At 45.4% G+C, this 23,913-nt stretch carries 24 protein-coding genes; 12 read left to right on the plus strand and 12 right to left on the minus strand.

Translation table 11 applies throughout. The annotated features are described in order from the left end of the window. Positions 1-89: 89 nt before the first annotated feature. The gene (locus OH461_RS12895) at positions 90-404 is read left to right on the plus strand and encodes a YqcC family protein (RefSeq protein ID WP_270021017.1); all 315 of its coding nucleotides are present in this window, start codon (positions 90-92) and stop codon (positions 402-404) included. Between the two features lie 12 nt (positions 405-416). After that, complete coding sequence (gene truC, locus OH461_RS12900) at positions 417-1,139, plus strand: tRNA pseudouridine(65) synthase TruC (RefSeq protein ID WP_270021018.1); 723 nt, start codon at positions 417-419, stop codon at positions 1,137-1,139. An 87-nt stretch (positions 1,140-1,226) separates the two neighbouring features. On the opposite strand, the gene dxs is transcribed toward truC, so the two are convergent. The 3 genes from dxs to xseB are packed head-to-tail and all read right to left on the minus strand — an operon-like array spanning position 1,227 to position 4,260. Continuing rightward, positions 1,227-3,092: a 1-deoxy-D-xylulose-5-phosphate synthase gene (dxs, locus tag OH461_RS12905; protein WP_270021019.1), complete on the minus strand. Its 1,866-nt coding sequence runs from the start codon at positions 3,090-3,092 to the stop codon at positions 1,227-1,229. A 20-nt stretch (positions 3,093-3,112) separates the two neighbouring features. Then, positions 3,113-3,997, minus strand: coding sequence for a (2E,6E)-farnesyl diphosphate synthase (ispA, locus tag OH461_RS12910; RefSeq protein ID WP_270021020.1), 885 nt, complete (start codon positions 3,995-3,997; stop codon positions 3,113-3,115). Positions 3,998-4,017: 20 nt separating this feature from the next. Then, the gene (xseB, locus tag OH461_RS12915) at positions 4,018-4,260 is read right to left on the minus strand and encodes an exodeoxyribonuclease VII small subunit (RefSeq protein ID WP_260259573.1); all 243 of its coding nucleotides are present in this window, start codon (positions 4,258-4,260) and stop codon (positions 4,018-4,020) included. A 303-nt stretch (positions 4,261-4,563) separates the two neighbouring features. Here xseB and pomA point away from each other — a divergent pair, with 303 nt between their 5' ends. From pomA to rlmM, 7 genes are all read left to right on the plus strand, one after another. Next, positions 4,564-5,277 (plus strand): flagellar motor protein PomA, encoded by a 714-nt coding sequence (gene pomA / locus OH461_RS12920; RefSeq protein ID WP_333482226.1) that lies wholly within the window; start codon positions 4,564-4,566, stop codon positions 5,275-5,277. A 9-nt stretch (positions 5,278-5,286) separates the two neighbouring features. Continuing rightward, complete coding sequence (locus tag OH461_RS12925; protein WP_270021022.1) at positions 5,287-6,228, plus strand: flagellar motor protein MotB; 942 nt, start codon at positions 5,287-5,289, stop codon at positions 6,226-6,228. Between the two features lie 148 nt (positions 6,229-6,376). After that, positions 6,377-7,825 carry a tRNA uracil 4-sulfurtransferase ThiI gene (gene thiI / locus OH461_RS12930; protein WP_270021023.1) on the plus strand — a complete coding sequence of 483 codons (1,449 nt, stop codon included), beginning with the start codon at positions 6,377-6,379 and terminating at the stop codon, positions 7,823-7,825. A gap of 446 nt (positions 7,826-8,271) precedes the next feature. After that, a complete protein-coding gene (locus OH461_RS12935; protein ID WP_270021024.1) occupies positions 8,272-9,183 on the plus strand; it encodes a transcriptional regulator GcvA in 912 nt (303 codons plus the stop codon). Next, the gene (locus tag OH461_RS12940; RefSeq protein WP_270021025.1) at positions 9,176-9,802 is read left to right on the plus strand and encodes an alpha/beta fold hydrolase; all 627 of its coding nucleotides are present in this window, start codon (positions 9,176-9,178) and stop codon (positions 9,800-9,802) included. The genes OH461_RS12935 and OH461_RS12940 overlap by 8 nt, the downstream gene beginning before the upstream one ends. Further along, positions 9,792-10,205 (plus strand): DUF423 domain-containing protein, encoded by a 414-nt coding sequence (locus OH461_RS12945; protein ID WP_270021026.1) that lies wholly within the window; start codon positions 9,792-9,794, stop codon positions 10,203-10,205. Before OH461_RS12940 ends, OH461_RS12945 begins: the two co-directional genes overlap by 11 nt. Continuing rightward, positions 10,202-11,293 carry a 23S rRNA (cytidine(2498)-2'-O)-methyltransferase RlmM gene (gene rlmM, locus OH461_RS12950; RefSeq protein WP_270021027.1) on the plus strand — a complete coding sequence of 364 codons (1,092 nt, stop codon included), beginning with the start codon at positions 10,202-10,204 and terminating at the stop codon, positions 11,291-11,293. The genes OH461_RS12945 and rlmM overlap by 4 nt, the downstream gene beginning before the upstream one ends. 63 nt (positions 11,294-11,356) lie before the next feature. Here rlmM and xni read toward each other — a convergent pair whose 3' ends face one another. The 5 genes from xni to queF form a co-directional block, all read right to left on the minus strand. After that, positions 11,357-12,136 carry a flap endonuclease Xni gene (gene xni, locus OH461_RS12955; RefSeq protein WP_270021028.1) on the minus strand — a complete coding sequence of 260 codons (780 nt, stop codon included), beginning with the start codon at positions 12,134-12,136 and terminating at the stop codon, positions 11,357-11,359. Positions 12,137-12,215: 79 nt separating this feature from the next. Next, complete coding sequence (ppnN, locus tag OH461_RS12960) at positions 12,216-13,580, minus strand: nucleotide 5'-monophosphate nucleosidase PpnN (protein ID WP_270021029.1); 1,365 nt, start codon at positions 13,578-13,580, stop codon at positions 12,216-12,218. A 189-nt stretch (positions 13,581-13,769) separates the two neighbouring features. Then, complete coding sequence (locus OH461_RS12965; RefSeq protein ID WP_270021030.1) at positions 13,770-15,335, minus strand: GGDEF domain-containing protein; 1,566 nt, start codon at positions 15,333-15,335, stop codon at positions 13,770-13,772. 112 nt (positions 15,336-15,447) lie between these two features. Next, positions 15,448-17,718 carry a tetratricopeptide repeat protein gene (locus tag OH461_RS12970; RefSeq protein WP_270021031.1) on the minus strand — a complete coding sequence of 757 codons (2,271 nt, stop codon included), beginning with the start codon at positions 17,716-17,718 and terminating at the stop codon, positions 15,448-15,450. A 14-nt stretch (positions 17,719-17,732) separates the two neighbouring features. Continuing rightward, positions 17,733-18,578 (minus strand): NADPH-dependent 7-cyano-7-deazaguanine reductase QueF, encoded by an 846-nt coding sequence (queF, locus tag OH461_RS12975; RefSeq protein ID WP_270021032.1) that lies wholly within the window; start codon positions 18,576-18,578, stop codon positions 17,733-17,735. Positions 18,579-18,696: 118 nt separating this feature from the next. Between queF and syd the strand changes: the two genes are divergently transcribed. Then, a complete protein-coding gene (gene syd / locus OH461_RS12980) occupies positions 18,697-19,242 on the plus strand; it encodes a SecY-interacting protein (protein ID WP_270021033.1) in 546 nt (181 codons plus the stop codon). Positions 19,243-19,244: 2 nt separating this feature from the next. Next, complete coding sequence (locus tag OH461_RS12985; RefSeq protein WP_270021034.1) at positions 19,245-20,021, plus strand: Zn-ribbon-containing protein; 777 nt, start codon at positions 19,245-19,247, stop codon at positions 20,019-20,021. A gap of 89 nt (positions 20,022-20,110) precedes the next feature. Here the strand turns inward: OH461_RS12985 and OH461_RS12990 are convergent, their stop codons facing one another. The 4 genes from OH461_RS12990 to OH461_RS13005 form a co-directional block, all read right to left on the minus strand. Further along, the gene (locus OH461_RS12990) at positions 20,111-20,278 is read right to left on the minus strand and encodes a DUF2897 family protein (RefSeq protein WP_443088458.1); all 168 of its coding nucleotides are present in this window, start codon (positions 20,276-20,278) and stop codon (positions 20,111-20,113) included. Next, a complete protein-coding gene (locus OH461_RS12995) occupies positions 20,275-20,961 on the minus strand; it encodes a M15 family metallopeptidase (protein ID WP_270021035.1) in 687 nt (228 codons plus the stop codon). The genes OH461_RS12990 and OH461_RS12995 overlap by 4 nt, the downstream gene beginning before the upstream one ends. Continuing rightward, entirely contained in the window at positions 20,958-22,091 is a 1,134-nt protein-coding gene (gene dapE / locus OH461_RS13000; protein WP_270021036.1) for a succinyl-diaminopimelate desuccinylase, read from the minus strand. Before dapE ends, OH461_RS12995 begins: the two co-directional genes overlap by 4 nt. Before the next feature lie 84 nt (positions 22,092-22,175). After that, complete coding sequence (locus OH461_RS13005) at positions 22,176-22,523, minus strand: ArsC family reductase (RefSeq protein WP_270021037.1); 348 nt, start codon at positions 22,521-22,523, stop codon at positions 22,176-22,178. A 375-nt stretch (positions 22,524-22,898) separates the two neighbouring features. Between OH461_RS13005 and OH461_RS13010 the strand changes: the two genes are divergently transcribed. After that, on the plus strand, positions 22,899-23,906 hold the full coding sequence (locus OH461_RS13010) for a hypothetical protein (RefSeq protein ID WP_270021038.1): 1,008 nt from the start codon (positions 22,899-22,901) through the stop codon (positions 23,904-23,906). The last annotated feature ends 7 nt before the right edge of the window (positions 23,907-23,913 follow it).

Below are 23,913 nucleotides of genomic sequence, written 5' to 3' on the forward strand. Positions count from 1 at the left end.
GAAGACTTTTCCTAACTTTCTTTCCCTTATAAATGGTATTCTATCGCCAATTTTCAAGGTCACCGCCAAAGATAAATAAACAAAGCCTCATGAAACAAGACAATTCAATGCTCGGTTTGTTGGATGCTCTAGAGCAGCAATTACTAGCAGCACAACTTTGGGACACTGTCCCTCCATCACCAGAGCAGCTCGCCAGTGAACAGCCTTTTGCCATTGATACACTAAAGCCAGAGCAATGGTTGCAATGGGTGTTCATTCCACGAATGAAGGCCATGTTAGCAGCAGAGCAAAGCCTACCGACTGGATTTAGTATGGTGGGATATTTTGAACAGAGTTGGCAAGCAGAGGCGAGATACGCCGAGATCATTATCTTGATTGCTCAAATTGACCAGCAAGTGGCTTAAAGGAAAAGAACAATGTTAGAAATCGTCTATCAAGATGAGTATTTTGTTGCGGTCAATAAGCCTGCGGGTATGTTGGTGCATCGCAGTTGGCTTGATAAACATGAAACGCAGTTTGTTATGCAGACATTGCGCGATCAAATTGGTCAGCACGTGTTTCCTTTGCACCGTTTAGACCGTCCTACGTCTGGCGTACTTATTTTTGCACTATCGAGCGAAGTGGCTTCTCAAGTGATGCCAATGTTTGCCAACCATGAAATGCAAAAAACGTATCATGCGATTGTGCGCGGATGGATAGAAGAAGGGGGCACACTCGATTATGCTCTCAAAGTTGAGCTCGATAAGATAGCTGATAAGTTTGCGAGTGAAGAAAAGCAAGCTCAAGAAGCGGTGACAGATTACCAACCATTAGCGAAGGTAGAGATTCCTATCTCAACTGGACGCTTTCCTACGACGCGTTATTGTTTGATGGAGCTTAGCCCTCAAACGGGTCGAAAACATCAGCTACGTCGTCATATGGCGCACCTACGCCATCCTATAGTGGGTGATACGACTCATGGTGATGGAAAACATAACAAACTGTTCCGTGAGCATTTTGATAGCCACCGCTTGCTACTGCATGCTTCTTCATTGAGCTTTGTTCATCCGTTTACTCAGCAGAACATTACGATTAAAGCGGGTGTCGATGAAACATGGCGGTCGCTGTGTGAGAACTTTGGTTGGCAAATGCCGAATTAAATCGTTAGCGAATTGTTTGAGCTAGAGATTAGAGATAGAAAAAAGCCCTCATCATGAGGGCTTTTGTTTTAATCATTAGGTACTTGCTTATTTTGCGCAGTAGTCGCGAATGGATTTTTCAATCCCTGCACTATCAAGGCCAAGTTCAGCATGTAGTTCTTGCTGCGTACCTTGCGCAATAAAGCGGTCTGGTAAGCCAAGGTTAAGTACTGGCTTCATGATTTTTTCTTGCATTAAGAACTCAACCACACCAGCGCCCGCGCCGCCAGCAATCGCATTTTCTTCTAACGTGACTAATACGTCGTGGCTATCTGCGAGCTGTTTAATTAACTCATGATCTAATGGTTTAGCAAAACGCATATCGGCAACGGTGGCGTTGAGCGCTTCTGCTGCTTCAAGTGCGTTAGGCATGAAAGTACCAAAGTTTAAGATAGCGACTTTCTCACCTTGGCGAACCATGCGGCCTTTACCAATTTCAAGAGCAGTAAACTCTTGCTCAATTGGTGTACCCATACCATTACCACGAGGGTAGCGCACTGCACTCGGGCCCGTATGCTTGTGGCCGGTGTAAAGCATTTGACGACATTCGTTTTCGTCACTTGGTGTCATGATCACCATGTTAGGAATGCAGCGCATAAAGCTAATATCAAACGCGCCTTGGTGAGTTTGACCGTCGGCACCGACAAGGCCAGCACGGTCGATGGCGAACATCACAGGTAAATCCATGATGGCCACATCGTGGATCAATTGATCGTAACCACGTTGCAAGAAGGTTGAGTAAATCGCAACGATAGGGTGATCGCCTGCGATGGCCATACCTGTCGCGAGAGTCACTGCGTGTTGCTCTGCGATTGCCACATCGAAGTATTGTTCTGGGAACTCTTTCGAGAAACGCACCATGCCGGAACCTTCGCGCATGGCGGGTGTAATTGCCATTAGCTTAGGATCTTGCGCTGCCATGTCACACAGGAAGTCACCGAAGATCTTCGAGAAGGTCGGTTTAGTGCTTGTGCTCTTTGGTAGGCTTGAATGATTTGGGTCGAACTTAGGTACGCCATGGTAACCAATCGGATCTTTCTCCGCAGGTTCATAGCCTTTACCTTTCTTAGTCATAATATGCAGGAACTGCGGGCCTTTTAGCTCGCGCATGTTCTTCAGCGTTTTCACTAGCTCGATAACATCATGGCCATCAACCGGGCCAATATAGTTAAACCCTAATTCTTCAAATAGAGTGCCAGGAATCACCATGCCTTTTAGGTGCTCTTCTGTGCGTCGTACCAGCTCTTTAATTGGTGGTACACCAGACAGAACTTTCTTACCGCCTTCGCGAATCGACGTGTAGAAGTTACCTGAAAGAAGCTGTGCGAGGTGATTGTTGAGTGCGCCAACGTTTTCTGAAATCGACATTTCATTATCGTTAAGAATCACCAACATATCAGGGTGAATGCCACCCGCGTGGTTCATGGCCTCAAATGCCATACCCGCAGTAATTGCGCCATCGCCAATGACGCTAACCACTTTACGTTGCTTGTCTTCTTTCTGCGCGCTGATCGCCATACCTAGGCCAGCACTGATCGAGGTTGACGAGTGACCCACCGATAGAGTGTCGTATTCGCTTTCTTCACGCCATGGGAAAGGATGTAGCCCATCTTTTTGACGAATGGTTGGCATCTCTTCACGGCGGCCAGTAAGGATTTTGTGTGGGTATGCTTGGTGGCCTACGTCCCAGATGAGTTGATCAAACGGAGTGTTGTAGACGTAGTGAATGGCCACGGTTAGTTCAACCGTGCCAAGGCCAGATGCTAAGTGTCCACTCGACTGGCTTACCGAGTTAAGTAGGTAAGTTCGTAACTCCTCACACAACTTTGGCAGCACATCTTTAGGAAGGCTACGCAGTTCATCAGGCGTATTTGCTAATGCCAGTGTTGGGTACTTTGAAATATCAAGAGTCATATAAATGCGCGCTTATAGTGTTAGTTTTTGCGCTCGACGACGTATCGGGCGAACTCTTCTAATTGCGTTGTATTGTATGGGATCGCTTCTAATGCTTGAAGCGCTTCCTGTAACAAGTTGTTAGCTTTGCTGATTGCTCCTTCTAAGCCTAGCAGAGCTGGATAAGTACTTTTGTTTAATTCTTGGTCAGAGCCTTGCGGTTTACCTAACGTTTCGGTATCGCTAATGATATCCAAAATGTCATCTTGAACTTGGAATGCAAGGCCGACCGCGTCCGCGTACTTATCGAGTAATGGCAGAACAGCGATGCCTTTATCTCCAGCGGCTAAAGCGCCAAGGCGAATAGCACTTTTCATCAGTGCGCCAGTTTTGTTGCGATGGATTTCTTCCAGTTCAGCCAAATCAACAGAGCGATTCTCCGCTTCAAGATCAAGTGACTGACCCATGCACATGCCATTCGCACCAGAAGCTTCTGCTAATATCTTCACCATTTTAATACGGTGTGCTTCGGCGTTTGGATTTAAACGACCATCAGCCAAAATAGTAAACGCTAAGGTTTGTAATGCGTCACCAGTCAGGATCGCGGTGGCTTCATCGAATTTAATGTGACAAGTCAGTTGTCCGCGACGCAGCTCATCGTCATCCATCGCTGGCAAGTCATCATGAATCAGAGAATAGGCGTGAATGCACTCAACAGCAGCGGCTGGAGTGTCTAAATCTTCGATGGAGACGCCTAACATTTGGCCGGTAATGTAAACCAAAAATGGGCGCGCGCGTTTACCGCCTAACAGTAGGCCGTAGCGCATTGCTTCAATCAGAGTTTGGTTTTGATGAGGGTAGCTATCTAACCACGACTCTAATTGTGAATTATTTCTTTGTTGAAAAGAGGTTAATGCCTCAAGCATAGAGCAATCTTCTAACTGGGTTATTCAGGCTGTTGGTTAAAATCCGATAATGGAGCATCATCATCGTTTTGTAACAATATACTAACACGCTGCTCAGCATCGTTCAGTTTACTTTGGCCTGCGCGAGCTAAAGAAATGCCGCGTTCAAACTTTTTCAGCGCATCGTCGAGAGCAAGGTCACCATTTTCAAGGTTTTCAACAATGCTATCTAACTCTTCGATGGTTGCTTCAAAGGTCATATTTTCAGGTTTCTTGCTCGCCATAACTTTTCTACTTAGGGAAAGATGCACGAAAGTTACCTTAGCCGTTAATGATGGTCAAATTTAACCGAGCAAATTTGTTAGAAAAGTGAAGTAATTTAGTGCCCCCAAGCGTTACTTAGCTGTTAGTTAGGGTAATTGTTGCGGCGGAATCTGCATTAGTGTGAGTGTGATACCAATAAAAAGCTAAAGATTCAGAGGCGCAGCCGATATAATTCCAGAGAAAGAGTAAAAGGTTAGCATGAGGAGTGCTTTGTGGATTTAGCAACGCTGATAGGTCTGATTGGCGGATTTGCCTTCGTTATCATGGCGATGGTACTGGGTGGCAGTATCATGATGTTCGTCGATGTAACGTCAATTCTGATTGTACTAGGTGGTTCAACCTTCGTTGTGTTGATGAAATTTACCATCGGTCAATTCTTTGGTGCGACCAAAATTGCTGGCAAAGCTTTCATGTTCAAAACCGATGAACCAGAAGATTTAATTGCCAAGATCGTTGAAATGGCCGATGCCGCACGTAAAGGTGGCTTCCTTGCGCTTGAAGAGATGGAAATTACCAACACCTTCATGCAAAAAGGTATCGACTTGCTAGTAGATGGTCACGACGCAGATGTGGTGCGTTCGGCACTACAAAAAGATATTGCCTTGACGGATGAGCGCCATGAACAAGGCGCGAGCGTATTCAAAGCATTTGGTGACGTTGCTCCGGCAATGGGTATGATTGGTACGCTAGTTGGTCTGGTTGCCATGTTGTCAAACATGGATGACCCGAAAGCCATCGGCCCTGCAATGGCGGTTGCACTTTTGACGACCCTATACGGAGCAATCCTTTCTAACATGTTGTTCTTCCCGATTGCAGATAAACTGTCATTGCGTCGTGAGCAAGAAAAACTGAACCGCCGCTTGATCATGGATGGCGTCCTAGCGATTCAAGATGGTCAAAACCCACGTGTTATTGATAGTTACCTGAAGAACTACCTCAATGAAGGTAAACGTGCCTTAGACGTAGACAACGAGTAAGGGAACGGTATGGAAGAAGAAAAATGTAAATGTCCACCCCCTGGTGCACCAGCGTGGATGAATACATTTGCTGACTTGATGTCGCTGTTGATGTGTTTCTTCGTACTACTGCTATCGTTCTCTGAAATGGATGTACTGAAGTTCAAACAGATCGCCGGCTCGATGAAGTTTGCGTTTGGTGTACAAAACCGTCTTGAAGTAAAAGACATCCCTAAAGGCACCAGTATCATCGCGCAAGAGTTTCGTCCGGGTCGCCCTGAGCCGACACCGATCGACGTCATCATGCAGCAAACCATCGACATCACGCAGCAAACTCTCGAGTTCCATGAGGGTGAATCGGATCGTGCTGGTGGTACGCAGCGTGAAGAAGGTAAGCTGACCGGCGGTCAGTCGCCTGAAACATCCACCAAGAACAACCAAAACTCTGAGTCTGATAAAGAGCAGCAACAGTCTGCTGAGGCGTCTCAAGAGCTCGAAACCTTGATGGAAGCGATTAAGAAAGCGTTGCAACGCGAAATTGATCAAGGCGCAATTGAAGTTGAAAACTTAGGCCAACAGATTGTGATTCGAATTCGAGAGAAGGGCGCATTCCCTGCGGGGTCGGCATTCTTGCAACCTAAGTTCCGTCCATTGGTTCGCCAAGTGGCAGAGCTTGTCAAAGACGTTCCGGGTATCGTTCGAGTGTCAGGCCATACAGATAATCAACGTATTGATTCTGAGCTGTATCGTTCTAATTGGGACTTATCTGCTCAGCGAGCAGTGTCAGTGGCGCAAGAGATGGAAAAAGTGCGCGGCTTCTCTCATCAGCGCTTACGTGTTCGAGGTATGGCAGATACCGAACCGCTAGGGCCAAACGATACGGAGTCGCAGCGTTCGAGAAACCGACGTGTAGAGATAAGTATCATGCAAGGTGAACCTCTCTACAGCGAAGAAGTGCCAACGGTACAGTAAATAAAATCAGACGGGCTTAATGCCCGTCTTTTTTATGGTCTTTCCTTGTTGTATAATCCGCGCCCTTAACGACCTCTGCACACGTTACGTATAACGTATATGCTTATGAGGTAATGATTGCGACAACTGTAAACCAGTGAAGTGAAGTATGAAATTTATTGTAAAGCCCCATCCAGAAATTTTCGTAAAAAGTGAATCGGTGCGTAAGCGCTTCACTAAGATTCTTGAGTGCAACATTCGCAACATCATCAAGAGTCGCACTGAGTCTGTTGCAGTATTCAACCGTCGTGACCATATTGAGGTGACGTCGGAGTCATTTGACTACTACAAAGAAACATTAGAAGTCCTTACTCGTACTCCGGGTATCCACCACGTATTAGAGGTGAAGCAGTCTGAATTTACAGACCTGCATGATATCTACGAGCAAGTGCTAGACCTAAACCGCGCTAACATCGAAAACAAAACTTTCGTTGTACGTGCTAAGCGTCGTGGTAAGCATGACTTTACGTCTATCGAGCTAGAGCGTTACGTAGGTGGTGGTCTAAACCAAGCGGTTGAGAGCGCACGAGTAAAACTGCATAACCCAGATGTTACTATTAAAGTCGAAGTGGCGAACGAGAAGCTAAACCAAGTGATTGCACGTCACAAAGGTTTGGGTGGTTTCCCGCTAGGTACGCAAGAAGACGTACTAAGTCTAATTTCAGGTGGCTTCGACTCTGGTGTTTCAAGCTACCTACACATCAAACGTGGCTCAAAAGTACATTACTGTTTCTTTAATCTTGGTGGCCCTGCGCACGAGATTGGTGTTAAGCAAGTGTCTCACTACCTATGGAACAAGTACGGCTCTTCTGCAAAAGTACGTTTCATCTCAGTAGATTTCGAACCTGTTGTGGCTGAAATTCTAGAGAAAGTCGATGACGGTCAAATGGGTGTGATCCTGAAGCGTATGTTTATGCGTGCAGCAGGCATGATCGCTGAGAAGTTTGGTATTCAAGCGCTGGTAACCGGCGAAGCTCTAGGTCAGGTATCAAGCCAGACGCTGACTAACCTACGTCACATCGATGGCGTAACGGATTCTCTTATCCTACGTCCACTGATTAACTGGGATAAAGAAGACATCATCAACCTAGCACGCGATATCGGTACTGAAGACTTCGCTAAGACAATGCCTGAGTACTGTGGTGTTATCTCTAAGAAGCCAACAGTGAAAGCGGTTAAAGCGAAACTGGAAGCAGAAGAAGAGAAATTCAACTTTGACATTCTAGAGCAGGTTGTACGTGAAGCTCGCCAAATGGACATTCGTGATATCGCGAAAGAGTCTGAGCAAGCAGCACCAGAAGTAGAACAGGTTCAAGCGGTTGAAGAGCACGCTATCGTATTGGATATTCGTAGCCCAGATGAGGAAGACGAAAACCCACTAGAAATCGAAGGTGTAGAAGTAAAACACCTACCATTCTACAAGTTGGGTACACAGTTTGGCGATCTTGACCAAAGCAAGACTTACCTTCTTTACTGTGACCGTGGTGTAATGAGTCGCCTACAGGCGCTCTACTTGCAAGAGCAAGGCTTTAACAACGTTAAAGTATATCGCCCATAGAGTTTTAGGTTAGTGCCAATAGAGAGGCGCTGACAGAAGCTGATGCATAAGCGCAAATCGTTCACGCGGTTTGCGCTTTTTATTTGCCTGCTGAATAGGATAATTCGAGTAATGATCAATCGAGGAAAGGGAGAATTTGCTAGATAAAAATACACCGCCATGAAGGCGGTGCTAAAAAATTTGACAGACAGGTCAAAATAAATACAGGAAGTATATGTTTTGTTTCTGGGATTAGTGAAACAAAACCTTGGTAGAAAATCTACCTAACTCGAAATACGAGTTTGCAAACACAACATCGCAACATCAAGCCAATTGATTTCAAAAAGAAATCAAGCCGTTCAGGCTTGCGTTGCGGGATGAAATATAGAAAATCTCTGGTCGTCAGGCAATGGACATTTTATAATGTTTCAGATAAAAAAAACTAATCCAATATATTGAGTGTCCCTATGTCTAGACGATTACCGCCTCTCAACTCACTTAAGGTCTTTGAAGCCGCTGCTCGCCACCTTAGTTTCACTCGTGCAGCAGAAGAGTTATTTGTGACGCAGGCCGCAGTTAGCCATCAAATCAAAGCCTTAGAAGAGTTTCTAGGTTTGAAGCTTTTCCGCCGCCGCAACCGTTCATTGCTGTTGACTGAAGAAGGTCAAAGTTACTTCCTCGATATTAAGGATATTTTTACCTCATTGGCTGAGGCCACCGATAAGGTGCTAGAGCGCAGTGAGAAGGGCGCGCTGACCATCAGCTTGCCGCCAAGCTTTGCGATTCAATGGTTAGTTCCACGCCTTGCTGACTTCAATCAACAAGAACCTGATATCGATGTTCGGATTAAAGCAGTTGATATGGACGAAGGCTCGTTAACCGATGATGTTGACGTGGCTATCTACTATGGCCGAGGAAATTGGCCGGGTTTACGAGCGGATAAACTTTACCAAGAATTTCTTATTCCACTTTGTTCGCCATCGTTGCTGTTAGGCACTAAACCATTAGAACAGCTAAGTGATCTTAAGAATCATACTTTGCTACATGACACGTCGCGTAAAGATTGGAAACACTTCGCGAAGTTTCACGGTATTGAAGGGGTGAATGTAAATCATGGCCCAATCTTCAGCCACTCAACGATGGTTTTGCAGGCCGCCGCGCATGGGCAAGGTGTTGCATTGGGTAACAACGTGTTAGCGCAACCTGAGTTGGAAGCTGGGCGTTTGATTGCACCATTTGATGAAGTACTGGTTTCTAAGAATGCCTTCTATGTAGTTTGTCATGATAAACAAGCGGACATGGGACGTATAGCCACGTTCCGAGACTGGATGCTAGCTAAAGCGCAAAGTGAGCAAGAGGAGTTACTAGAAGATGAGTAACGTCCTGATTGATGGCGAATTGGGTCAGCCATTGTTTATCTTTGCTCACGGTGCTGGCGCTGATATGGAGCATGAGTTCATGCAGCAAGTGGCAACAGGGTTAGCGGAGAAAGGCATTTGCGTGGTGCGCTTTAACTTTCCATATATGGTTAAGCGTGCTGAAGATGGCAAGCGTCGCCCGCCAGATCGCGCGCCTAAGCTGCTTGAAGCGTATGAAGCCATCATTGCCGCGCATGGGCAAGACAAGCCGATCGTGATTGGCGGAAAATCAATGGGCGGCCGAATGGCGAGCTTACTCGCTGAGCATTCACACGTTGTAGGTATCGCATGTTTGGGTTTTCCATTTCATCCACCGGGCAAGCCAGAAAAATATAAAGGTGAACACTTAGCGGAGATGGCGAAGCCATGCCTAATATTACAAGGCGAGCGAGATACATTTGGTAAACAAGAAGAGTTTTCTGAGTTTGCGTTGTCAGACAAAGTGACGACCTACTTCCTACCGGATGGCGATCATAGCTTTAAACCGCGTAAGCGTTCTGGGTTTACCGAGCAAGGCAATATTGAACTTGCGGTGGAGCAACTGAGCCAATTTATCTTGGAGGTGTACGATGCAAGCTAAGCCATTGTTAGCCATAGGCGCTTTGCTTTCGGGTGTCGGTGTTGGGTTGGGCGCATTTGCCGCTCATGGTTTAAAGAAGCAGTTGTCGCCTTACCTGCTTGAGGTGTTTTCTACTGGTGTGCAGTATCAGTTCATCCATTCGATGGCGATTTTGCTTTGTGGCGTACTGCTATTACTGAATATTGGCGCAAAAGCACAAAAATATTTTAGACTCGCAGTGATTTGCTTTATCATCGGCATCTTTTGTTTTAGCGGCAGTCTGTATGCACTCGCTTTGACGGGTATTAAATGGTTTGGGCCAATCACTCCAATGGGAGGGCTGACCTTTATGCTGGGTTGGGGTTTGTTTGCGATGGCGGCGCTGAAAATTAAAGCGTTAAACATTGAAGAGGTAAGTAAGTGAAACAGTTAATGCTCTATTGCCGTTCTGGCTTTGAAAAAGAGTGCGCGGGTGAAATTCAAGATCGTGCAACGGCACTGGAAGTATATGGTTTCCCTCGCGTTAAGAAAAACTCTGGCTACGTGCTGTTTGAGTGTTACCAAGAAGGTGATGCGGCAAAATTGGTCAAAGGGCTGGATTTCAAGTCTTTGATTTTCGCACGTCAGATTTTCGCAGTGGCGGTTGAGTTTACTGACTTACCTCGTGAAGACCGTATTTCTCCGATTCTGCAAGAGTTGAGTGACGTTGAAGCGCTACCACGTTGTGGTGATCTGCGTATTGAAACACCAGATACCAATGAAGCAAAAGAGCTACTTAAGTTCTGCCGAAAGTTCACTGTACCAATGCGCCAAGCGTTGCGTGGTAAAGGCATCTTGCTGAACAAAGACAATCCGAAAAAACCTGTTCTGCATATCTGCTTTGTGGAGTCGGGTCACTGCTTTATCGGTTACTCGTTAGTGAACAACAACTCACAGTTCTTCATGGGTATTCCGCGCCTTAAGTTCCCAGCGGACGCACCAAGTCGCTCAACGTTGAAGCTTGAAGAAGCGTTTCACGTATTCATTCCTCGTGAAGAATGGGATGAACGCCTAGCTGCTGGCATGTGGGGCGTAGACTTAGGGGCTTGCCCGGGCGGTTGGACATACCAATTGGTTAAGCGCTCAATGTTCGTTCACTCAGTGGATAACGGCATGATGGCGCAAAGCTTGATGGATACCGGTCAGGTTAAACACCATCAAGAAGATGGCTTTAAGTTTGAGCCAATGCGTAAAAACGTTACTTGGCTTGTGTGTGACATGATTGAGAAGCCTTCACGCGTGGCACAGCTAATGGGTGAATGGATCATCAGTGGTTGGGCGAAAGAAGCTATCTTTAACTTGAAACTGCCGATGAAAGGCCGTTACGACGAAGTACTGGAAGACATCGAGAACTTGAAAATCTTCCTAAAAGAAAATGGTGTGAAGTTTAAGCTGCAAGCGAAGCATCTATACCATGACCGTGAAGAGATCACGGTGCACGTTCAGTGCTTGTCGAACATCTCTCCTCATTAATCTCCTAACGAGATAGATAAATAATAAAGGCTTCCAATTGGAAGCCTTTTTAATACCCGTTGTTTAGCTTTCGTTAGGGCCGTTATAGCGTAAGTCTTGCAGATTAAAGCCCAGTTCAATATCGGTTTTGAGTGCCGATATCTGTTTGCAGCGGCGAGCAGACTCGATGTGTTCGTCTAACTTTTTACGATATTTGGTAGGCAGTACTTCTGAGGCATAAGCTTGTTCGATACTGCTAAACTGAGTCAGAATTTCTTTAGCCGCTTTAGGGCCCACGCCCGGCACTCCCGGAACTTGGCTTGAGCTGACACCGGCTAATCCCCAGTAATCGGCAAGTTGAGTAGGCTTAACCCCGAACTCATTTTCTATGAAGGGCTCATCTAGCCAACGATGCTGAAAGTAGTCGCGAATTTGTAGAGTAGGCGAGAGCAGTTGGCAGTATCCCTTGTCGGTCGAGATAATCGTGACTTTCTCGTTATGGCTTGCCACTTTCATTGCCAGCGTTGCCACTAAATCGTCCGCTTCGTCACCTTCTGATAGCAATGAATCAATGCCTAATTTCCACCACGCATCTTGTATAGCTTCTAAGCCATGCATCAGTGGTTCGGGCATCGGCTTACGGTTTTGTTTGTATTCTGGTAACACTTCCGCTCGCCAGCCTCGCTCTTGTAGGTGGTGATCGAATACTGCGATGATATGTGTTGGCTGCGCTTCATTGATGATGCGATTCAATGTGCGGCTGGTGGTTTCTATGGTTCTTGCAATATCAGTCGGATCTGGCTGAGCTGAATGAACTCGGCGAATGAGGTTTAGCGCATCGATAATGACAAGATGAATAGACATAACTAGATAAAATATAAGGGCCAACAGGCCCTTATTGTAATTGATGAGTGCTGAATTACCAGCGTTGCTGTGGAGATGGCTATTCGCTACCTGCAATTTGGTAACATGGCACGTAGGCTGTACCGCCCGGTAACTTCATACGATCTTGCTCAACGAAGTCTTTGAGCAGTTTATCCATTTTCTTCATCAAGTCTGCATCGCCATCTAATTGGAACGGGCCTCTGCGCTCAATCTCTTTAATACCTTCTGCTTTGACGTTACCAGCCACAATGCCAGAGAAGGCTTGGCGTAATGCCGCTGCCAAGTTTTCTGGGCGTTGGTTTAGGTGTAAGTCTAGGCTTGCCATATTTTCATGGGTTGGCTCAAACGGCAGTTGGAATTCTGGTTCAATTTTGAGTGACCAGTTAAAGCTGTACGCGTCACCGGTGTCTTTGCGTTGCTGACGTACGTCTTCCATTTTACCTTTGATGATACGAGCCACTTCGGCAGGGTCATCAATGATAATTTGATAGTGTTTTTGAGCCGCTTCGCCCAGAGTATCGCCAATAAATTTATCGATGGAGCGGAAGTATGCTTCGCTCTCTTTCGGGCCGGTCAATACAATAGGTAGAGGCTGTTCAGCATTTTCTGGGTGCATCATAATGCCCAAAATGTAGAGTAGCTCTTCTGCCGTACCCGGGCCTCCTGGGAAGATCACAATGCCATGCGCCATGCGTACAAAGGCTTCTAGACGTTTTTCAATGTCTGGCATGATCACTAATTCATTGACGATTGGATTTGGTGGCTCAGCGGCGATGATGCTTGGCTCAGTCAGGCCAAGGTAGCGCTGCTCAGTATAACGCTGCTTAGCATGACCAATCGCAGCCCCTTTCATTGGGCCTTCCATTGCGCCCGGCCCACAACCGGTACAGATGTTGAGCTCACGTAGGCCAAGCTCATGGCCTACCTCGCGGGTATATTGGTATTCAATTGGGTTAATGGAGTGACCGCCCCAACAAACGACAAGATTTGGGTCAATACCCGGAGTCAGCGCGCCAGCATTACGTAAAATACCAAACACAAGGTTAGTAATATGGGTGGCATTAGTTAGGTTTAGGCGCTGGTTATCTGCCAAGTGCATATTGACGTAAACAATATCGCGCAGCACCGAGAATAAGTGCTCTTGAATGCCTTTGATTATTTGCCCGTCAACGAAAGCGTGTTCTGGCGGGTTGTTCAGCTCGAGTTTGATCCCGCGTTCACGACGCATCACATTGACATCGAATGACTTATGCTTATCGAGCAGCTCTTTTGAGTTATCTGTGTGGCTACCAGAGTTAAGCACTGCCAAAGTACAGTTGCGGTAAAGTTGATACAGCTCGCTTGATGCGGTTTTTTTAAGACGCTCAACTTCGAGTTGAGAAAGCAGATCCATGCTGCCTGCAGGACTGATATGAGTGATCATCAAGACCTCCTAGATTCCTGTTGCTCAATCAATACAAGTTACGAGCAACTTTAATGCGTTATTTTAGCTTAGCATTGTTTGTGTCATTTAACAGACTAACTATCTGATATAACTAGATCTATCACGATTTATGTCTTAGTACGATCAAAAAAGCCGCTCAGTTTTCACTAAGCGGCTTTCAAAAAATACCTATTTCCAAATCAGCTGGTTTGGCCCTACCTTCTTACCTTCTTTCAACATGGTTCGCAGGCGTTCCAATATCTCTTCTGGCGTATCAGAGTCTTTAAAGGTAACACTGGCAGCCGTAAGGGTAATTGAGAGGTGCTGGTCGCGGAACTTAAATGGCAGTTTCGCCACTTGAGTCTGCACCGCTTTGATCAGTTCATGACACTCAGGGTCTGCTCGCTCAGGTAAAAGAACAATAAACTCCTCTCCGCCAAAACGAGCTAGGGTGTCGTTCTCGCTAAGCTCGGCTTTAATGCTACGCGCGATAATTTTTAGTGCTTTATCACCTGCGGTATAACCAAAGCTGTCGTTAACATGTTTAAAGTTATCGATATCGAACTGGACTACGCGCAAGTTGTGTTGCGCTCGAATCCAACGGCGGTATTCCAGCTCCATCTTTTCGCTGAACGCTGAGCGGTTCAAGACACGAGTCAGTGGATCTTGAAGTAAGCGCTCTGCTTGATCATCCAAGCGACGGCGATACTCTTGAGTCGACTCAAACAGAGATTCTAACTGGGCTTGGTTGTAAGTCATGCGCTCAAGTAAGGCTTTCTCTCTTTGCTCGGCGTGGTTTAGACGCTCAGTTAAAGAGGAAAGTTGCTCTAACATTGGCGTGAGGTTTTGTTTTGCCTCTTCAATGCTATGAGAATGGTTGAGTGCGTTTTTAGTATCGTTAACGAGGGAATTGAGCTCAATACCATGTTCTTTACGTTGCTCAAAGTAGCTTAGGCTTTGGTCGGAAACTTGCGCAGAACTCTTAATAGACTTTGACAGTGACTCGTTAACTTGAGTCAAAAATTGTTGTGAGGTCTTTCGCTCGAAATGCGTACCTTGAATAACCAACTTAAGCACTTGGAGTGTATCTTCTAATAGTGCTTGGGTATTAACGCCGATGAGTAGCTTTGCTCTAATGTCGTTAAGTAACTCACCCGATTCACCATTGAAATCCAATTCAGTGATTAAGTTTTGCAGTTCTTCATTTAGCTTTTGTAGCAGCTCTTTATCGCTTTCATTGGTGAGCGATGAACCTTGTTGGTCTGAACTTGCCGTAAGGATTTTCAGCGAGCGTTGATAAATAGCAAGCAGTTTGATGGCTTGCTCACTGGCTGGAATTTCTTGCGCGGCACAAAAGCTCAACAGATCGCGGAGATCACGCTTTACTTTCGAGGGGATTCCTACCACTCGAAGTAGCGTTTCACCAGCATGTTTGACTTGTGAATCAAGCTGTTGAGTTTTTTTATTCATTGCCAACGTGTGTTGTTTTAGTTGTTTTTCTAGTACCGCTAATTTAGGAATTAGCGCGCTAATGTCTTTCTGCTGCTCAATGGCTTGCTTCAACTCAATTAACCCAAGTTGAAGCTTTGGATCTTCACTTATACACGCGTCGCTTAATGAATTTACAACGCGCTGTAATACCTGCTGCTCTCGTTTAAATTTGAAAGAGGTATCCCTTTGTGTCAATCGAACTTGTTCCAATTGAGATTTCAGATTGTGAAGCTGAGACTGAATATCTTGTTCGAGAACGCCCATGTAAATCTAAACTTTATTACCACTAGATCCTAAAGGATCCTATTAATTGATTTATTGATAATATCAAATTAATTCAGCGAGTCACTGATCCTACTAAACTAATGATCAGCTTTTAGACATCTTTTAATAGTTTTTTGATGCTGTCCTCATTATTGTATGAAGAATGCACTTTTATTAGACCTTGGCTAATGGCGTGTTTACACGCTTTGCGTACATTGCCAGTCGCTAAGCTCGCCGCTGGCGCGTTATCAATCGCCTTTAAGTAGACCCACTGGCTGCTTGATTCTTTAAGGCTTAACGTACGTGCAGTACCTGTTGCCATCAACAAGATATCAAGCAATTGCTTGTCATTGAGAGCGGTATAGGCGCGGGGAAGGAATGGGTAGTCGACCATACCAACGCGAATCACTCGGTTGAGTTGTTGGCGTGGTTTGAAGTCTATAATCCATTGTTGCAGTTTATCGACCAGCGCTTGAGGGTCGTTATCTCTGTTGCTGTTTGGCTCAATGTAAAGCAAGTTCGCATCAGAGAAGTGATAAACGCGTGCAGGGGATGTGATCTTCTCTTTTAGATATTCACCAAATTCTTTTTCGAGTTTTAAGCCTTCACTGTAACCATGCTGCATGTGCAGGTTGCGCAGGAAAGGCACATCAATCATCACAAAGCGAAGACGATCGTTGAGTGGTTCATGGATTAGTTCGCCGACATGCCATTTTTCAAATTGGCCATTAGTGGCCTCAAGTGATGCGGGCAATTTGGCGTTCAACATGCGTAGATTACGCAAACCTGAACGAGAATGAGTAAACAAGTTCTGATTGAGATTATCTATTTCTTCATTTTGCACTTTCACGATATGGCCGCGGCGCAAACCAAAGATGAGCAGCACTAAGCAGGTAACAAACATCGCAAAGGCTATTTTTTGGAACTTGCGATATTCTGATTTAGTTTGCACCAACTCTTCTTTTTGCCCGACCAAATGCAAGGTTTGTTCAACAAATTCTTTTTGCTGACGGAACGCATCTTCGCTGATCAAATCCAGTTGCTGTTGCTCTATGTTCGATAGGGCGTTGTATTGGCGCAGATATTCGAGCGCCTTTTTGTACTCTTTTTTTAGCGTATAACCACGATGGATCAATTGATAAGCACTTTTCTGAATGGAGATATCGTGCAGTTGATTGGCTATTTTCAAGGCTTGGTAAGAGCGATCCAACACTTCGTCTGCTTCACGTTGATGAGAAGCTAAACCTGCCTCTAGTAAATAAGCGTAAGCTTGAAGTTTTGGTTCATCGACGTATTGCAGTAGGTCTTGTGCTTTATCGAGGTATTGTTCTGTCAAAGGAAAATTGACGAGCTTTAAGTAGGTCGCAGCCAGAGATATACGAATGTCGATCACGTTAGTGATGTTGTTTTGCATTCGCTCATGATCCATGGCGTTGAAGTAATGAACCAAGGCTAGATTGTATTTACCTTGGTGGTAATAGATATCGCCCATCAGCTTTAAGATAGGTGGCAGCAACGGCGAGTTTTCATAGTTATCGTAAAAGTCGGCGGCTTGCGATAAGTGCTCGTTCGCTTTATCTAATACTCGACGGTTGTAAAACAACTCACCCAATAAGTGGTTGGTTTGTGCGAGCAGTGCGCCCGAGTCTTCTTCAATGGCTTTCCAATAGCTGATTAAAAACTCTGAAAGTGCTCGGTTGTATTTTTTATGCGCCAGTAAGTGCTTACCCACCGTGGTGTGGTAGGTAATAAAAGTGTGTGAAGATTTCTGTTTGTCGACGTAAGGCTTGAGTTCAGCGAACAGGTTATTTGCAATATCAAATTCACCTTCTTTCGAGGCGATTTCAGCCTTAAGCATCGACAGCTGGTAGCGTAGCCCTTTAGCGAGTTGCTCTGGGTTTTTAATGTTTTGGTATTGCTCGTCAACCTTATGCAGTTGCTCTCGCGCTTTGATGGCATTGCCGGTGTGCTTCCATTCCAAACGTATTTGATGTAACTGAACATCCAATCCTAAGTAAGGCAGCTGGTAGGCTTGGGTCAGCGCTCGAGCTTCGGCAAGGTGTTTTAATGCGAGTAAAGGGTTACCAAGGTTAAATTCAGCATCGGCAAGAATCTTTAACGCGTCAATTGTCGCACCCGGAGTTCGGGTGCGGTTGTCCGCTTCATCACGCGAAATGGATGAAGGGCTCTTTTCGGTTGTTTCAGTAAGTTTACGCTGGGCAAGGAAGTCCATTGCTAGGCGACGTGATTTCTTGGGCACGATGTCGACTAAGCTGTTGGCCTCGTTAAGGGTTGGCGAGGTATAGATTGCCGAAGCCCAAAGGTTTCCTGACAATACTAAAGCAAATAAGCAGAGCCAACGCTCCCAGCGCAGATTTCGCATCCTGATATTTTTCCTTACTGACGAGCCATGCGTTGATTGTGATTTGGTTGAGTAAACTCGGTTGAGCGGAATGGATTAATGTCTAAGCCACCGCGGCGAGTATAACGAGCGTAAACCGTCAACTTCTCAGGCTGACAGTATTTCATAATATCGGTAAAAATGCGCTCTACACATTGCTCATGAAACTCGTTGTGTTCACGGAATGACACAATGTAGCGTAGCAAGGCTTCACGATCGATTTGTTTACCACGGTATTGAATCTCTACGCTACCCCAGTCAGGTTGATTGGTGATCAGGCAGTTTGATTTCAGTAGATGGCTATGGAGCGCTTCTTCTACCTCGTTATCTAATGTGGCATTTTGCAGTAGAGTGTCATCGAAATCATAGCTAGTAATTTCAATATCTTGCTCATCAATGCAATCCCCTTGCATGGTCACAACCAGCGTATCGGTGTAATCCGTTACTGGGCGGATGGTGACTTCTACTTGTTCGCCAGCGCATTGAGATAGGTCTTTGGTCAGTGAGTTTTCTACTTCTTCCCAGCTTGCAAAGCGTGTTTGGTTGTAGCTGTTTAAATATAGCTTGAATGACTTAGATTCAATTAGGTTTGCACTGGTTGCCGGGATAGACACTTCACCTACCGCGACTTGCGGTAAGCCTTTATCGTTTAGCCAAGACAGTTCGTACATTGTCCATACATCACAGCCTTGAAATGGCAGCGAATCACCTAGGTTTAGGTCGTCACGATTTAAGCTGCGCGGCACTGGTTGAAGTAGGCTTGGGTCGTATTGGTTCGAGTATTCCGTTTTTTGACCAAGCGTCAGGCCGGCCAATTCTGTTGCGTCAGAATATTTGCTCATTTTTTATCGTGATTTGGATTAGAATACCGAGAATTTTACGCAATCTCGCCCTGAGTGTCATTACTCATGGTCAATCTGATTGAGCGAATGTCCTGAATTACAACGATTGGAGAATCGAATGGCTGACCATGTCCAGCAAGCGCTGACTGTTTTTAGTGAAAAGTACCAACAAGCTTATCAAGCCGCTCATGGCACTCTGCCTTTAAGTGAAGAGCTTGCCGACCTTGTGTCACCTTGTGTTGAACAAAAGCGTTCTGACGGTGTGGAATGGAAAGCCGTAGCGAGAGAGCAGCAAGCTGACTTCGCTAATGTTGAACAGGGCATTGAACTGACGTTACACGATGACATCAAAGCTTTCTATGGTTCTCAATACAGCGCAGACATGAGTGCGACTTGGAATGGCAATGAACTTGATTTGCTGCAAGTGTGGAGTGACGAGGATTTTGTTCGCCTACAAGAGAACATTCTGGGTCACCTAGTGACTCAGCGCCGCTTAAAACTCAAGCCAACAGTTTTTATTGGTGCGACGGATGCCGAGCTCGATGTTATCTCTATTTGCAATATTACTGGCAATGTTGTGCTTGAGCGCTTAGGTACAGACAAGCGTGATGTGCTGGCTGAGAATATTGCTGAGTTTCTTACCAACCTAGAACCAGTGGTGTAATTGTGTACGTTGTTGAATTGCAGTTTGAATGTTTTGATAACACCACAGTGTCAGCTGTTGATAAGGCCATCAATGGTTTAATGGATGCGCTGCGTTATAACGGACAAGTGCTTGGACGTGAGTTCCCTATCATCATGGGAGATGGCGAGTTTTATGTGCGCGCTGTGTGCCCAGAGCAAGATAGTTTACACCCCAATTACCATTCTGATTTTGTCAAAGTCTGCTTGAACCGTTTAGCTGATGCCTCATTGCTTGCACCGAAAGTGCGCTTACTTGGTCGTGATTTAAACTCGGAGCAAGCCGCGGAAGAAGAGCAACCAAGTTGGCAAGTGCTTTACACAACTTACGTGCATACCTGTTCACCTCTGCGCAGTGGTGAATCGTTATTGCCGATTCCGCTGTATCGCAATCCGCCAACGCTTAATGGCGATCATAAAGCGGTAGTAAAATGGCAAACAGAATGGCAAGCGTGTGATGAGATTCAGATGGCGGGTGGCTGCCGAGCTGAGCACGCAGCGCTGCATGAGATCTGTGATGCCGACAGTGTGTTGTTCCGCCGTGGTTGGGACTTACGTGGCCGCATTGAATACATTACTAAAATTCCGACCTATTACTATCAATATCGAGTTGGCGGTAAGAGCTTAGCAGACGAGAAAGCAAGGCCTTGCCCTAAATGTGGCGGTGAGTGGTTGTTGGACGAACCGCTTCATGACATCTTCCACTTTAAGTGCGATGAGTGCCGAATTGTCTCAAACTTATCTTGGGATCATATTAAGTAACGAATGACTCGTTTACTTAAGGCCAAATGACAAAGACCCGCAGTTAATTGCGGGTCTTTTTGATTTAGTACATGGTTAAAGTTGACCTGTTATGAGGTTTTGTCATCGGGTTGGTCATCTTCAGTTGTTGGTGGTTTTTTCTTTTGCATCTGACCAAATTTCATATTGGCAGTGTATTTGAGCACCATGATATTACCAACGATCACGCTCACCACTATGATGATGATAACCCAAGGGTTCATGAGTAAGTCCATCATTCCACTCCACAGATGTTAGTAATATATTGATTGTAGATCTTTTCTAGTTGCAGAAGTACTGTCTCTTGTCCCAAAACAGGCGATAACATTAACTGTTGCTCAAGTGCTTCAAGTGTTAATTGCTGTTGGCACTGCGTTGAAATTGCGTGATGGCTAATATGCCATGGCTCCGGAGCAACACCGCCGTTGTCTCGTGCATACGGAAAGAAGAAGCCATGTTGTGCGAGGTTGTCTTTTAGCCATTGATAGAAATTGGCTTGATGGCCTGTTAAGTATTCCCAAGGTTCAAGTTGCAATTGAGTATCTTGCGGTAAAGAATCACGGTCAAAGACATCAAACTCGCAGCCCCAATGATGACGGCTCGCGCCCGGTAGGGCTGACCAACGTAAAATTGCGAACACCTTTTGGCACTCGTTGAGTCTCTCATGCTGGAGTGGTTGGCTGTCGCTATCTAAAATGGCAGTGTGGCCTGCCATCTTGTTATTCCAAATGGTTCGCTGACGTTCAAAATCTCGAAAGCCACTGGCAATATTGAGATTAAAACCTGCCCGAGCTGCACTCTCTCGTAAAGTAAGCAAATCTTCACTGACTTGCTGATGGACAAGAAAATGTTTTTGACCAAATAGAACCTCAACCAAATGGTCTTGGTTTTTTCCAGTTAGTTGCTCGGGCGTCATCATCATGCCAATAAGTTCTCCATGATGTTTTGGTACATGTCAGTCAGTTTTTCTAGATCTGCTACGCTGACACATTCATTCACTTTGTGAATCGTCGCATTGATAGGGCCTAGTTCAACCACTTGACCTCCCATTTGAGCAATGAATCGACCATCAGATGTACCACCTGTGGTCAGCAATTCAGGGGCTTTGTGGTTTACGTCAGAGACGCCTTTCACTACCGCATCGAGCAAAGCTCCGGTATCGGTTAAGAAAGGTTGGCCACTTAGTGTCCATTTAAGATCGTAATCTAACCCGTGAGCATCAAGGGTAGAGTGCACACGTCGTTTGATTTCTTCATCAGTAAGCTCAGTACTAAAGCGGAAATTAAACTGAACCTCAAACTCACCCGGAATAACGTTGGATGCGCCAGTGCCAGCGGCCACATTCGGGATCTGGAAGCTGGTTGGGGGGAAGTATTCGTTGCCTTCATCCCACTTGGTTGCGGCCAGTTCTGATAATGCTGGCAGTGCTTGGTGAACCGGGTTATTAGCTAAATGTGGGTACGCCACATGGCCTTGAGTGCCTTTAACGGTTAAATCACCAGTGATAGAACCACGACGGCCATTCTTAACTACATCACCTACTGCATGGGTAGATGAAGGTTCACCTACGATACACATATCAATGATTTCGTTACGCGCCATTAAGGTATCAACCACGCGGGTGGTACCATTAATGAATGGGCCTTCTTCATCGGAAGTAATCAGGAAAGCAATCGAGCCCTTGTGATCCGGATGCTCGGCAATAAAGCGTTCTACCGCAACAACCATACACGCAAGTGAACCTTTCATATCGGCTGCGCCTCGGCCATGCAAATGGCCATCGATGACAGTAGGTTCAAAAGGTGGGGTATGCCATTGTTCTAATGGCCCTGCTGGCACTACATCTGTGTGACCTGCAAAGGTGAAAAGTGGGGCTTCACTTCCACGGCGAGCCCAGAAGTTCGTGGTGTCTTCAAACACCATGACTTCAATGTCGAAACCGAGCGCTTTTAAGCGGTCAATCATTACTTGTTGGCAACCCGCATCTTCAGGGGTAACCGATTGACGGCTAATTAAATCTTTAGCCAGAGCCAATACTGGGCTGTCTGTCATTTTTAAAATCCTTTTATTGCTCTTTATACTTGGCATTGCGTTGTAGTGGATTACTGCACAATGCCAACTACTTAGGGCTTATTGCTACGCAAAAATAGCGGCGTATTGATCCGCTTTAAATCCAATGTGGTATTGGCCATCGACCAAGAGAATTGGGCGTTTGATCATCGCTGGTTGCTCAACCAATAGCTCGATAGCGGTCTCTTGGTTTAAGCCATCTTTTTGTTCTTGGCTGAGCTGACGGTAAGTTGTCCCACGCTTGTTAAGAACCAGTTCCCAACCTAGCGCTTCGCAAAACTCACTCACCATCGCGTTATCAATACCTTGCTTACGGTAATCGTAAAACTCAAATTCCACACCTTCTGCTTCAAGCCATTTTTTAGCTTTCTTGATGGTGTCGCAATTTGGAATGCCATACATAGTGACTTTCATAGTTATCCTTCGAAGTGACTTTTTTGTTATTTCTGAATCCTATCAGGAAGTTGAACATGAGACAAAAAGTGTGACGCGTGCAGGTTTCATTTCATTGGTAAATGAACACAGCAACTTATCTTTCGGCCTCTTTTTATTGATGTGAAGTGCGATAAAATAGTAGATAATGACCAGTTGGAATGCCATACTGTTAATGTGCGTTGGACGTACCAATTAGCGAGTCTGGCAGAAGGTATTGCGATGACTAAAGTAAAGGCAGGTTTTGGGATAGAACCATGTAGCAAGTCACTATTTAGGCACTTGGCGTTGCCTTGGTACTGATTTAATAATTGGCTTGCTATTGCCTTTGGGTTTATTGCGATCATTGAGAAAAACATGAAATTACATTTGTCTTTGGCAGGCTTATTACTGCTAAGTTCGGGCGTCGCACTAGCGAATCAAGATAGTTTACCTAACAACCCTAATAAGTTGACCTACGAATCTCCTCAAGTTTGTGTAGAGCTTGGATCGCCTAAAAGCGGTTTTATTAAGAACTTCATTTCTGACGCTGAAAGAGCATTGCGAGTCGCGAAAGATCAAAAGCGCCCTTATAAAAGTAAAGTGACTTACATTGCTAATACGCTAAAAATAAAACAAAAGTTGCTTTGGTCAAAAAGTGGTGTGAAGCAAGCCCAACAAGAACTTCGCGCAAAGACACAAGAGATCATTGCGAAGAAAGAGCAAGACTTAAAGGTGAAGGCTTTAAACCCAGCTAACCAAGATTATAAGCAAAGAAATGCTTGCGGTGGTTACTATAGCCGCGTTAAAGAGCGAGTGATGTACCACAATGTGGTTGAAGATATTTACGCAGTGATGCTTCCACAAGCTATTGAGCAAGAAAAGCTTGCAAAGCAGCAGAGAGCAAAAGCTCAGGCTGAAGAAAAGGCAAAAGCGGAGAAGGCAGCCAAAGAGCAAGCTCTTCGTGAAGAAAAGCGCCAAGAACAGCAAAAAGCAAAGCAACAGAAACAGGCCTTACAACAAGAGAAAACAGCTTTAGTGAGAGAGTTTAATGCTCACAAGCCTAATAAAATACTGGTAACAGTCATTCGTAAAGATGGCAATGGAAACATAGAAGCGTATGCCTCTGAGCATGGTTCGTTTATTTTGCTTGACCCAAAAGGGCAAGTTAAATCAGCAGGTGCAATTTGGTTAGAGCTTGCAAAGAACTCACTGACGTTTAGTCGCAAAGATGTCAACGGTTTTACGCAAACCATCGAGTCTTACACCATTACAGACAAAGGCTCAAAAGCATTTACTCAATGGTCCAAGTCGGCAGAAGCAAAAAGTCTTTTAGAAGACATAGCTGCACTCGACGCAAAGATAGCTCAATTGACTCAGAAATAATCTCAGG

The sequence above is a fragment of the Vibrio sp. LaRot3 genome (genome assembly GCF_027587025.1).
Classification (GTDB): Bacteria; Pseudomonadota; Gammaproteobacteria; order Enterobacterales; family Vibrionaceae; genus Vibrio.